8 protein-coding genes and 1 CRISPR repeat array are annotated in these 13,409 nt (G+C 52.7%); of the genes, 3 read left to right on the forward strand and 5 right to left on the reverse strand.

All coding sequences use genetic code 11. The features are described 5' to 3' along the window. Positions 1–313: 313 nt before the first annotated feature. Positions 314–934 (forward strand): S24 family peptidase, encoded by a 621-nt coding sequence (locus J4E05_RS06025; protein ID WP_085593664.1) that lies wholly within the window; start codon positions 314–316, stop codon positions 932–934. A gap of 68 nt (positions 935–1,002) precedes the next feature. Next, positions 1,003–1,302: direct repeats of the CRISPR family, unit length 36 nt; unit sequence GTTGTAGCTACCATCCAAAATCGAACCTGCTACAAT. Positions 1,303–1,473: 171 nt separating this feature from the next. On the opposite strand, the gene J4E05_RS06030 is transcribed toward J4E05_RS06025, so the two are convergent. From J4E05_RS06030 to J4E05_RS06050, 5 genes are all read right to left on the reverse strand, one after another. Next, entirely contained in the window at positions 1,474–2,292 is an 819-nt protein-coding gene (locus J4E05_RS06030) for an inositol monophosphatase family protein (RefSeq protein ID WP_246833028.1), read from the reverse strand. Between the two features lie 27 nt (positions 2,293–2,319). Then, the gene (locus J4E05_RS06035; RefSeq protein WP_349593340.1) at positions 2,320–3,402 is read right to left on the reverse strand and encodes an ABC transporter ATP-binding protein; all 1,083 of its coding nucleotides are present in this window, start codon (positions 3,400–3,402) and stop codon (positions 2,320–2,322) included. Then, complete coding sequence (locus tag J4E05_RS06040) at positions 3,399–5,636, reverse strand: ABC transporter permease (protein WP_349593343.1); 2,238 nt, start codon at positions 5,634–5,636, stop codon at positions 3,399–3,401. Before J4E05_RS06040 ends, J4E05_RS06035 begins: the two co-directional genes overlap by 4 nt. A 118-nt stretch (positions 5,637–5,754) precedes the next feature. Continuing rightward, positions 5,755–6,786 (reverse strand): ABC transporter substrate-binding protein, encoded by a 1,032-nt coding sequence (locus tag J4E05_RS06045; protein ID WP_349593346.1) that lies wholly within the window; start codon positions 6,784–6,786, stop codon positions 5,755–5,757. 377 nt (positions 6,787–7,163) lie between these two features. After that, entirely contained in the window at positions 7,164–8,219 is a 1,056-nt protein-coding gene (locus J4E05_RS06050) for a LacI family DNA-binding transcriptional regulator (protein WP_349593349.1), read from the reverse strand. Between the two features lie 446 nt (positions 8,220–8,665). Between J4E05_RS06050 and J4E05_RS06055 the strand changes: the two genes are divergently transcribed. Together J4E05_RS06055 and J4E05_RS06060 are read left to right on the forward strand one after the other, a co-directional pair. Beyond that, positions 8,666–9,526, forward strand: a complete 861-nt coding sequence (locus J4E05_RS06055; protein WP_349593351.1) for a branched-chain amino acid aminotransferase — start codon at positions 8,666–8,668, stop codon at positions 9,524–9,526. A 241-nt stretch (positions 9,527–9,767) separates the two neighbouring features. Further along, entirely contained in the window at positions 9,768–13,298 is a 3,531-nt protein-coding gene (locus J4E05_RS06060) for an AAA domain-containing protein (RefSeq protein WP_349593354.1), read from the forward strand. Positions 13,299–13,409: the final 111 nt, after the last annotated feature.

Below are 13,409 nucleotides of genomic sequence, written 5' to 3' on the forward strand. Positions count from 1 at the left end.
CGTGCCTAAATGGCATCGTCAAACCGCATCACGATCTGATGCAAACAAACAGGGGGCGTCACCGCACCCCGGGGTGCCGCGTCATGAATGGTCAAACACAAACAATTATGGAAAGAAACGATCCCGCCTTCGGTATGCGAACGGCGATATAGCCTGTCGTCACATACTCCCGGATGCAAATCTCCCGCTGACACTCAGCTTTTAATCCCTTTTTGTTCTTTTTGTAAAGGATTATTTTCCTATTTTGTTCTCGTAAAAAAGAAAGGAATAAATTCCCTGTCCCCTGCCCGATCAACCCTGATAGTATAAGCCCATGATTAAACATGACCTCATCTGGGCCGCACTCGACAAAATTGCCGAGGATAAAGGCTTGTCACCCTCCGGCCTGGCCCGGCTGGCCCAGCTTGACCCGACCACGTTTAACCGGTCCAAACGCAATACAAATGCGGGCAAACCCCGCTGGCCCTCCACCGAAAGCATCGCCAAGGTTCTCTCGGCCGCCAATGTCACATTCCGGGAATTTTCTGAATTGATGGACGGCAATGGTGCCGGGCGCGTGCCGGTTATCGGTTTTGCCCAGGCGGGCAATCGCGGCTTTTTTGATGATGCAGGCTACCCCGTTGGCGGGGCGTGGGAAGACATCACCTTCCCGGCCCTGCACGACCCCACCGCCTATGGGTTGCGCATCGCAGGCGATTCGATGTCGCCGGTTTTTCGCGATGGCGACCTTATCATCGTCTCCCCCGCCTCCAACATCCGCCCGCGCGACCGCGTGGTCGTCAAAACCCGCGAAGGCGAGGTCATGGCCAAGGAACTGGTCCGCCGCGGCGCCATGGGGATCGAACTTAAATCCCTCAACCCGGATTACGAAGACCGCTATATCACCGCCCAGGACCTGGACTGGATCGCCCGCATCCTGTGGTGCAGCCAGTAAACAAACCCTCGACCCTCCAAAATCGAACCTGCTACAATAACGTGGTGGCACTGTGCTGGAGCGCGATCGTTGTAGCTACCATCCAAAATCAAACCTGCTACAATGGTCCCATCGGAAATAAGGATCTGCCCTACGTTGTAGCTACCATCCAAAATCGAACCTGCTACAATGCTCAGAACAGGCAATGGCAGAACTGAAATGTTGTAGCTACCATCCAAAATCGAACCTGCTACAATGCGGTAATGCGGCGTTTGCTTGGGGTCACGGTTGTAGCTACCATCCAAAATCGAACCTGCTACAATGTTGCCTGTCGCAAATGTCTCGCTCGTTTCGTTGTAGCTACCATCCAAAATCGAACCTGCTACAATAGGAACACCGAATCCCGCAACATCTTCAATATGTTGCGGGATTTTTTTGGTTCAAAAACTGAAACCTCAATGCCGTTTTGACCGGAAATTCCGCAAAAATGATACATTTTTGACAGGCGAAAGCGGGCAATTTTCGTGCCGCTTTCGCCGATCACCTCCGGCAACCAGCCGTTATTTAACCCCGGTCATTTCCGACAGCACTGCCGCCACATGCGGGCCCGCCACCAAAATCGGCGCACCCTTTTCCAGCACGTCCGGCGCCTGCAAAAATGCGTTGCACCAGCCACCGGCCTCGCGCATCAAAACAATGCCTGCCATGCAATCCCACGGGTTGATATGCGGTTCAAAATAACCAATCAACCGGCCCGATGCCGCATAGGCCATCATCAACGCACAAGACCCGTTGCGAATAAACATCCCTTCGCGATCCAGAAGGTCGGTTATGAACGGCACCAATGCCACACTTCCCACGCGGTGCGACATGCCAACGCCCATCACACCGGCATTCACATTATCAACCTGGCTGGCTTTTATCGGCTTGCCGTTTACCGTGGCCCCCTGCCCCAGGCAGGCAGCAAACAATTCATCGCCATTGGGTTCATAAATCAGGCCAATCACGGCCTCGTCGCCCACCATCAGGGCCACCGAAATCACCCAGGTCGGCATTTTATTGACAAAGCACGCCGTGCCGTCAATCGGGTCGATCACCCACAGGCAGTCATTCTTGCCACGATCAATGCCCATTTCCTCGCCTAAAAACCCGTCATCGGGGAATTTTTCGGCAATCTGGCGGCGAATAACCGCCTCAACATCCTTATCGGCAATGCTGACAACATCTAACGGGTTGTCCTTGCATTCCACCACCAGTTCATCAACCCGGCGGTAATAATCCATTGCCACCCGCCCGGCTTCTTTCACAACACTCAGGGCATGGTCAAACCGTGCGGCAATATCCACACCGTCGGTGGCCTTGTTTAACGCTTTGCTCACGTTTATTTTCCTTTTTCCGATTGCGGATCACTGACCCGACACAAGCGCAAGACCCCGCGCCGCAAAACCAATTCCAACCTCACTGCCTGCCTTGATCGGCGTATCAATTCGCCCGTCAATAACAAACAGTTCGCCCACAGCGCACTGCACGGTGTAATGCATGGCGCTACCAAGATATGTCGCATGGGTCACGTTACCCTTTAGCGACATCTGCGCCCCGGCGGCCCCATCGCTCAGGCGCACGGCATCGGGGCGCACGGCCACCTCGACGGCACCAATGCCATGGGCGCGCTGGCGCAACGTCACCCGTTCCCCACCAATATCAACATCGGCCATATCACCATTCACGGCATAAACCTCACCCTGCACCAGGTTCGCATCGCCAATGAAATCGGCAATAAAGGCCGATGCCGGTTCTTCATACAACTGGCGCGGGGTGCCCTGCTGGGCAATCACCGACCGGTTCATCACAATAATCCGGTCCGACACCGCCAGCGCTTCTTCCTGATCATGGGTCACATACACCGCCGTCAGCCCCAGCTTTTGCTGCAAATCGCGAATTTCGGTGCGCACATGGCGGCGCAATTTTGCATCCAGGTTTGATAGCGGCTCGTCTAGCAATAAAACTTCCGGTTCCAGAACCAGGGCGCGCGCCACCGCCACACGCTGCTGCTGCCCGCCCGAAAGCTCGGATGGCAGCCGGTCTCCATAATCGGCCAGCCCCACCAGCCCCAGCCCTTCACGGGCCCGGTCATGGGCTTCGTTCTTTTTGTGCCCGCTTACGGTCAGGCCATAGGCAACGTTTTCCACCACACTCATATGCGGAAACAGCGCATAAGACTGAAACACCATGCTGACATCGCGATCCGTGGCGGGCAGATGTGTTACATCCTTGTCGCCAATCATAATCTTGCCCGCTGTCGGGTGTTCCAGCCCGGCAATCATGCGCAGGGTGGTTGTCTTGCCACAGCCACTGGGGCCAAGCAGCGTCACAAGCTCGCCGGGATGAATATTAAACGACACATCGTCAATTGCCGTCACCGCCCCCTTGCCAAAGGTTTTGGTTACATTTTCAAAAACGACCGACCCGGCCCGTGTTTTCAACGTCATGAATGTTTCTCCCGTAAGCCGCTAACAGCGGTTTTCCCGCCTGTTGTTGAAATATCCGTTGCAACACGGTCTTCGCGGCGCAATTTGCGTTTCCCGATCAGGCCCTGCACCGTCACAATCACCACCAGCATGACCAGAATCAGCACGCTGCAATAGGCAATCGCCACGCCATAACGGCCATTTTCGACCAGGCCAATAATATAGGATGTCGCCATGTTATGGTCGGCACTGACCAGAAATATCACCGCGCTGACCGACGTAATCGCGCGAACAAAGCTGTAAACCAGCGATGCGACAATCGCAGGCCGCAACAGCGGCAAAATCACCCGTCGGAACGTGGTAAAGCTGTTTGCCCCCAGTGTCAGCGAGGCTTCATCCAGGCTTTTGTCAAGCTGGCTCATTGCCGCAATCCCGCCGCGCACGCCCACCGGCATGTTGCGGAAAATAAAGCAAATCACCAAAATCACCCCGGTCCCGGTCAATTCCAGCGGCGGCACGTTAAAGGCCAGAATATAACTGACCCCGATCACCGTACCGGGAATGGCGAAACTCAGCATCGTGCCAAATTCAAAGATGTTTTTGCCGCGAAAATTCTGGCGTACCAGCAAATAGGCCGTCGTCAGGCCTACCGCCGCGGTCAGCGGGGCGGCAATGATCGAAATATTTAACGTCGTCCAGAATGAATCCCACGCTGCCCCGGCCCAGACAATGCCGTGATCGCTCCAGGCGATGCCGAATGCCTCCACATAATTATCCAGTGTCAGGCTGTTATCAAATCCCCAGCGCTTAACGAATGCGCCAAAGAAAATCATCGCGTAAATCACCACCGTAAACAGCGCCCACGGAATGACGGTGCCATAACATAAACGCCGCAAACCGGGGTTCAGGCTGATATGCGCGCCGTTATCGGCCTTGCCCGATACCGTGGCATAAGACTTTTTACCCAGCCAGAACCGCTGTGCGCCAAAGGCCGACAAGGTAAAAACCAGCAAAATAATTGCCAGCACCGCCGCGCGGCCCTGGTCATTTTGTGCACCAACAATGGCAAAGAAAATATCGGTCGACAGCACATCATAATTGCCGCCCAAAACCATCGGGTTGCCGAAATCGGCCATGCTTTCGATAAAGGCCAGCAAAAACGCATTGGCCAGCCCCGGGCGCATCAATGGCAGAGAAACCCGGACAAATGTTTGCCAGCGATCCGCCCGCAAGGTTTGCGATGCTTCCTCCATCGACGGGCTCACCCCCTCGACAACACCAATCAGAACCAAAAAAGAAATCGGGGTGAAGGACAAGGTCTGGGCAAGCCATATTCCAGGGAGGCCATACAGCCACCGGCCTGCCTCCACCCCGAGCAGATCAGCAAAGAACTGCGTCACAGTTCCCGATCTGCCAAAAAGAAGGATAAGGGCCAAACCAATCACGAAAGGCGGGGTAATGATCGGCAATACGGTTAAAACCCGCAGCGATTTTTTCCACACAAACCCGGTGCGCGTCACCACCAGGGCAAAGGCCAGCCCCAAAAGCGTTGTCGAGGTCGCGGTTAATATCGCCAGAATGGCGGTATTCCAGGCAACACCGCACACGCCCCCGGCAAAGCAGCCCAGCCCCCAAACCGTGGAAGCTGCAAAATTGCGCAAAAAATCGGCCGCAGACAACACCCCGTCATGATTGACAAAGGCGCTGATCAAAATACGCGACACCGGGAAAAACACAAACGTCGCCACCAGCGCAATAATCACACCGATAGATGTGGTGACAAACACATCGCCGCGCATGGTGCCGCGCGCTGCCAGCCCGGTGCAAAACAGCACCAGAAAACTGGCTGCACAAAACAGGGCGCCATATCCCAGGCCATATTGCCGCACGTCAAGTTCACCAAACAGCGCGGTTAAAAACGGATAGTTAAAACCAAACACACCAATGGCAAAACCTTGCAGCAGCATATAACCAATGCCGCACAGCCCCGATGCAATCAGCACATTGCCAAATAAAGGATCCTGTCGCGGGCGTTTAATCACCAGAAGCGGTGTTAGCAAAAACACTGCCACCGGCATCAGCCACGGTCGGTCAAACATAAATCCCTGTAAAATCGCCGGGGCATAATCACCATAAAACGGATACCCATCCGTCAGCCATTCCAGCGTCCAGAAACCATATTCCTGCTGATACCACGGCAATACGACAAAACCGATCCAGCCAATCGCCAGCCAGAACCACAACAGTCTGCGCACGGGGCAGTCTCCTGTTTGAAAACAGATTGTATTCTTGAAAAAATCGGAAAGGCGATACCGGCAGGGGCACCATCACGCAACAAAGCTGCGCACAGTCCCCCGCCGGATCACAACAGCCTTATTGCGGGGCGGTTTTCACTTCTTCGTCCCAACGCTGCAACAAATGGCGGCGCGTTTTTGCTTCGCCATATTTGGCAAAGTCATAATCAATCAGTTTAATATCGCTCAGGCGCGGGGCATTTTCCGGCACGGTTGCCTCGGTATTGGACGGCACCTGATAGCTGCCTGCCTTTTCCGCCATGGATTGCGTTTTGGCATTCAGGGCAAATTCATACCAGATCTTGGCATTTTCCAGGTTACGCGCCCCCTTGATAATGCTCATGGAGCCAACTTCGTAACCGGTTCCTTCGCAGGGCGATACAATCTCGATCGGGGCGCCCTGTTCCTTCTGGGTTACCATGTCATGCATAAAGGTAATCGCAATGGTGGTTTCACCAATCGCCGCCGCCTTGATCGGGGCCGATCCCGACTTGGTATACTGGTTTACGTTCTTGTGCATTTCCTTGAGGAAATCGAACGCCTTGTCCTCGCCAAACAACTGTACCAATGTTGCCAGTGCGGTATAGGACGTCCCCGACGAATTGGGGTTGGCAACCTGAATTTCGCCCTTGTATGCTGGGTCTGCCAGGTCTTTCCAGCATTTCGGGGCGGGCAGGCCCTTGCTCTTTAACACATCAGTGTTATAGCCAATGCCAAGCGCACCGGCATAAACCCCGACCGTGCGGTAATTGGCATTTTTAGCCTGGCGTTGCGCCCAATCCTGCAATTTATCCAGCGATGGCGATTTATATTCCATCGTCAGGCCCTCGGCAGCCGCCTGCAAATGCGGGTCGCCCGTTCCGGCCCACCAGATATCAAGTTTCGGGTTGCTGGCTTCAGCGCGAACCTGGGCATAGGCCTCACCGGAACTTTTACGCACCATCGACACATCGATGTCGTATTCTTTCTCGAACTCGGCTTCCATCATTTCGCACCAGGTATTGTCGGCCGAACACACCACATTCAGGCGTCCCGCCGCCTGCGCCGACAGGCTGACAGACATGGCACCGGCAGCAAAAACACTACCCAGCAAAATCGTTTTCAGTTTCATTGGAATCCTCCCGATTCATTCGCATTTCGTTGAATGCACACGTGTGCGCTACTCGTTTGCGCGCTCCACACTGGAATAAATAACTCAAATCGCAGAAAAATTAACTGAAAAATTCTATTTTGCCGTCATAAAATTGTAACAAAACGGCCAAGCACTTGTTTTAAAACATCAATACCGCCTCAGCCCCAGGCATCTCCGGCAACGATTTAACAGTCACATATCTGGAAACAGCCTCAAAATTGCGCACACGTGTGCTCTAACTTTGCAAAATCTGCCGTTCTCATCACGAGTCTCACCTTACCTCTCGTATCTTATGGTCACCATCCACGGCTTCGCAAAGCTGAAACAGCGGGCGATGCATTAGAATACGCCTGTTTTCATGTGCTGCTGCGTTGCACCAGTTCCACCGGCAACACCACCCGTTGCGATGCGGTTTGGCCGGGGGCTGCAATATGTTCTGCCAGTCTCGCCACGGTCAGGGCGGCCAAATCTTCGGCACTTTGGCGGATGGTCGTTAACCCATATGCCTTCTGGCTGCTCGCGGTAATGTCATCAAAACCAACAATTGCAAGGTCGTGTGGCACCCGCAGCCCCAGTTCAAACCGGGCTGCATCCATTAATCCCAATGCAATATGGTCTTTGCCACAAAAAATTCCGTCCGGCGCGTCCCTGTTGCTTAAAATCTGCAATCCGGCCTGATAACCGCCTTCATAATCGGCACTGTCACACCCCAGCAAGCTAAACCGCACCTCGCCACTCGCCAGTTTCGGGGCTATCGCGGCCACAAAGGCCTCGCCCCGCGCATTGCCGCTATAGGTCCCGCCTGTCATATTTAAAAATCCGAAATGGCGTTTCCCTGCCGCCAATAACGCTTCTGCTGCCAACCTGCCGCCGGTGTCATTATCGCAATTCACCACATCGGCCCCTTCAAGCAAACCTGCCCGGTTCACCAGTACCACCGGCACATTGCGGCGAATAAAATGCTGCCCGATTTCCGGCGACGGACTGCCCGATGTCACCACCACCCCCGCCACCTGGTATTGCAATAAATTCAGCATCGACCGCGACATATGCTCGGGCGCTGACACATCAATCACCAACGGGCGATAGCCGATTTTCTGAATGGCGCTGATCAAATGATGTAAAAACTGCACCCGAAACGGATCTTCCAACCCCGATGTCACCAAGCCGATCAAATCGCTTTTGCGCCGGTTCATCGACCGCGCAATCTGGTTAATCTGATAGCCCAGCCGATCAGCTGTTTGCAAAACACGCTGGCGGGTTTCCTCCGATATCCGCCCATCGCCCGACAGGCACCGCGACACGGTGGAGCGCGCAACCCCTGCTTCGCGCGCCACATCGGCCGAAGTTATCACGCGGTTTTCCGGCTTTTCTGCGCCCGTCGTTTTTGCCGTTTTCTGCTTGCTCTGCACGCCCTGTTCTCCTGCCCCGCCACAACCTGCCCCCTGCCCAAGGGCATCCAAACCACATCGCACCCGTAACCAGACACCGGCTACCAAACACCCGCCATCGGGCCCCGAAATGCCACAGGCCAACAACCCTTCGCCAATTGCCCCGGCTCACACCCGTTTCCAATGCGTCCTTCGGCCATCTGGTCACATGCGGGTGCCTGCGCGTCCTGTTTGCCAAATACCAACGCTGTCCTCGGTCAATTTGTATGACTTTATGGCACCGCGCACAAGCGCACACGTGTGCATTTAACGCCAGACCATAACCTCACCTTTCATCGTTTCGCGCACGGTTTTCTTTGACCACAGCCAATTAAAAAATCTATGCTGAAGATCTCATATTCATGATCTCACCAGCCCCACTGGCGCAGCACCGGCTGCCCCCAATAAAATAAATCAGGAGAAACAAAATGGGCAACGCCACCCCTTCCAAAACCTGGACCTGGCATCAGGGCACCTGGCACGAAGGCAACCCGGCCATTATTGGTCCGGCCACTCATGGCATGTGGATGTCCTCAACCGTGTTTGATGGTGCCCGCCGCATCAAAGGCAAAACCCCCGACCTAAAACCCCATTGTGCCCGTGTCATTCGCTCGGCCCAATTCATGGGGCTGGAACCCAAAATTACGGTTGGTGAAATCCTCGAACTGGTGGCAGAGGGCTTAACGAAGTTTGATCCCGACGTCGCGCTCTACATCAAACCGATCATTTACGGCGAAACCGGCTTTCTCGCCCCCGATGCCGATAGTGCGCAGTTTGTGCTTTGCATTAACGAAAGTGCCCTGCCCGACGCCATCACAACCGGCTTCACCGCCCAAAAATCCAGTTTTCGCCGCCCATCGCCCGAAAGTGCACCAACAGAAGCCAAGGCATCCTGCCTTTATCCCAATGTCGGCCGCGCGGTTAACGAAGCCAAAGGCAACGGTTTTGACACCGGCGTCATGCTTGACCCAATGGGCCATGTCGCCGAATTTTCCTATGCCAACCTGTTTTTCGCCAAGGACGACACGGTTTACACCCCGGCCATCAATGGCACATTCCTGAATGGCCTGACCCGCCAGCGCGTGATCCAGCTGTTGCGCGATGATGGGGTAAATGTGGTTGAAAAGGCGATCAAATACAGCGAATTGCAAGAAGCCGACGAAATTTTCGGCACCGGCAATTTCTACAAGGTTGCGCCCTGCGTCAAACTCGACGACCGCAACCTCCAGCCCGGCCCCATCACCAAACACGCACAGAACCTTTATTGGGCCTTTAGCGAAGCCAGTTAAATAGCCTTATGATTGCGGTGCCAAAAGCATTGGCGCCGCAATTTTCCCTTAAAAGTTTTATCTTGGACATCGGCCACACATATCATTACACCCAAAAGATATATATTTCTGCTCAGGGTAAGTAATGAACTCCAATTTATTAACCTATTGGCGGTCGTCTCTGATCGATAGCCAACGCACATCCCCCGTCCTGAATGACGCGACATGCCATATTCTAAACATTGGCGCGCTCGCACAGGGTATGGTTGCACAGGACATTGCCCACAAAATTATAAAACAGCGACAAGACTTGCTAAAAAGGCAAGTTGGTCAGAACCTGACTAAAAGACAGGAAGAAGAAATCGACGCAATTAAAACGGCATCGGTTCTTATTACTCCCTTTATTGTTACAACCCGCGTTGAACATGGCGTTGGCCACTCAGATAGCGAAAAAACACGTCAGGGATCTGTCTGGATATCGGCAACCCTTAGTCTTGACGGCAATCTCTCTGCTGACGCAAACAGGCCACCATGGTTTGAACGGGCTTGCCTTGAACCCATCGGCCTAAAAACAATTACACTTGGCACGATTGAAAATTTAGACAAATTCCTTGAGCAAACCACATTCTCGACCGATCCGTCTTTTCCCGATGTGTTGAAATTTGCCGACAATCTCTGCAAGGCTGTTGCCAATACATCTATATACGAACCGAAATTTGAACATTACAGCACGCAACATGGTCGTATCATGTTGTTTCACGAGCATGCCGGGGCAGGAGAATCAATTGTTCGCTTCTGCGAGGCCATACGTGACAATCCTGAAGAATGGACAAAAAACACCGCTCTTAATACGTTGCTGGCAGAACATTCTCATCAACAACCCGCCATACATTCGTTTGAACCTGAATCAACAGCCCGTCACACAGGGCATATCGGCCAGCACATTCTGGCTCCGACGCAACGAGAGGCCATGGCAAATATCCTGTCAACCGGCTCTCAATCCATTCTTGCCGTAAACGGACCTCCGGGTACGGGTAAAACCACATTAATGCAAAGTGTCATTGCATCTGGCGTGGTCAATTCTGCCCTTGCTGGCGAAGCCCCCTTTGTTGCTCTGGCCTGTTCCACCAACAATCAGGCTGTTACCAACCTGATCGACAGTCTGGGCAAAGCCCTTTTGCAAAACAGTCCCGACCCTCTGAGCCGCCGCTGGATCCCGCAGGCCCGCTCTCTGGGGCTTTTCTTTCCGTCCGATAAGGCCAAAGAACGCATCCCGAAGGGCAAATATCTGATGGCTGCCCGCAAGGGCGGCACCTTCCCCGATGAAATAGAAAACACAGAAACCCGCGCACAAACGGAACAACATTTCTTTGAATGCTTTAGCCATTATTATGGCAAAAAGATCGAAGATCCGGCTAATATCATTGAGATTCTGCACGGCCATCTGAAAACCCAGTTTGGTCGCTATACAAAAATTATCTCGACGCTGGGACAACTCACCGACATCAGGCAGGCATTGAAAGACAGCCGCTTTGCTGACCTTGCGGAATGGATAAACTCTCTTGAAACTGAAACTCTAAAACAACAAGAAATATTGAGCGCCTGTCAAAAGGCCGCCGATGAAGAAAACCGTCTGGCTGCCGCACAGGAGAAAAAAGCTCGGAATTTACGTAAGGCTGCGCTTGCAGAGATCCAGCCGAACTCACTTATCAAGCGCCTTTTGAACCTTCTGCCTGACAATAAACAATTGTCGATCAGCAAACTGCAATTCATGCTGATCGACAATGGCTACGAACAATTTGCCGAAAAACTCTCCCAACCAAACTTCCGCTTGCCCCAGGCGATGCGGATATTTGACCGCCTTGTGATTGATGCCACCCGGCTTGGCCAATCCCCGGAAGCTGCAACACAAATATCCACTCTCCAGGCAAACATTGCCGACCTTCAGGCCCAGACTGCACAGCTGAAAAAATGGCTATCATTCCGCATTGAATGCTGGAACGAAATCGCCGAACTTATCAACAAGATAAATACCGAAACCTGCGCCGCCACGTTTGAATACCAGAACAGCGAAACACTCCGAACGCAGTATAAAAACAATCCCGAATCCCTGATTGAAAAACTCGATAAACTTGTGCGCAATCGATTGTTCTTTCTGGCATCCCGTTATTGGGAAGCACGCTGGATTAATGAAAACAGAAACATCGACGCCAACACCGACCTGAAACAAACTGCTGAACATATCAGCAAGCGCCTGCGCCGCTATGCAATGCTAACTCCGTGTTTTGTCGCAACCTGTTACAAGGCAACAGCCACGTTTCTGGTCCCCTATAAAGGTCCGTTAAAAGGCTTTTTTGACATGATCATCATGGATGAAGCCGGACAGGTCGCACCAGAAGTAGGTGGGCCTTGCCTCATCCTTGGCCAAAAGGCAATTATCATCGGAGATACCCTGCAAATTGCCCCGATTGTTTCCGTCTCATCGGCAATTGATCGCGGTAACTTGCACGAAGCAGGGCTGCTTGAACACGAGACAATACTTGCCCAAAATGGATATACCGCGTTTGAGGGCAGCATGATGAAGATGGCGCAGCATAAAAGCTGTTTTACGCTTCCTGATAACAAGGGCATGTTCCTCGCAGAACATCGACGCTGCTACGATGAAATCATTCATTATTGTAATCGCTTTTACAATGGCCGCCTGACCCCGCTTCGTGGCACCAAAACAGAGAGCCTTCTGCCTGCAATGGGATATGCTCATATCCGCGGTGCAGCCCGCAAGATTGAGGGGAGCTGGTCCAACAAAATTGAGGCACAAACCATTGCTGACTGGATTGCCCGGCAGCAGGCAAAACTGGAAGCTGCATACAAGGAACCGATTGAAAAAATCATCGCAATCGTCACCCCGTTTCGCAGCCAGGCAAACCTCATTCGAAACGAGCTTGCCAAACAGGCGAATACCAATGGCGTATCTGGCCTGAGAAACATTACTGTTGGCACCGTACACGGGCTTCAGGGCGCCGAATGTCCGGTCGTCATTTTTTCGACCGTCTATGATTTTACCGTCAGCACCCAGTATTTTTTCAACAGTGATAACTCCATGCTCAATGTTGCTGTCAGCCGTGCGCAAGACAGCTTTCTTGTCTTTGGAGACATGCAAATTTTCGACGCCAGTACACCCCCGAGAACAAACTCGGATTATCTGGCCCATATCATTTTAGCTGACCCGGAAAATGAAATTACCGACATCCTGCCAACGACACTTGGCATTGACCCCACAATTCTGCCATTACGCCTCGAAACGCTGCAGCAACACCGCGAATATTTGAAGAAAAGTTTTGAAACAGCGAAAAATAACATTCTGATTTATTCGCCCTATCTCAGCGACAAAGCGATAAATGACGATGAAATTATTAATGCAATCGAGGCTGCAAACCGCCGGGGTGTCAAAGTGGTTATCGCCGCCTGTGCCGATCATTTCATTCCTTGTAACAAGACTGAAAAAGACTACGCAAAAAAAGCACGCGAAATTCTTCTCGCAAGCCCGGCAGAGCTGCTTTTGCTGCCGCGCATTCACAACAAAACATTAATTGTTGACGATCGCCACTTGATAGATGGTTCTTTTAACTGGTTTTCTGCACCGCGAAATGCAGCATATGACAAACAGGAATTTTCAAACGCCTATTCTGGTGATGACATCGGAGATACCATTCACCGGGTTTGGCAACGCACACTCGAGCGCATCCCGGACCAATCCGAACGCCAACGAATTCGACAATTAATTTTTCCGTAAAAACAATTCCCGGAACCACTAACCGGCTTTCTCAAGAGCAAGCCTCCAGCTTTTTACCTGATTAAACGGCCCACAATATCGACATCAAAACCGGCTAGAAGCCGGCGCATA

Origin of the sequence: Thalassospira sp. NFXS8 (assembly GCF_040148805.1) — a bacterium.
GTDB lineage: Bacteria > Pseudomonadota > Alphaproteobacteria > Rhodospirillales > Thalassospiraceae > Thalassospira.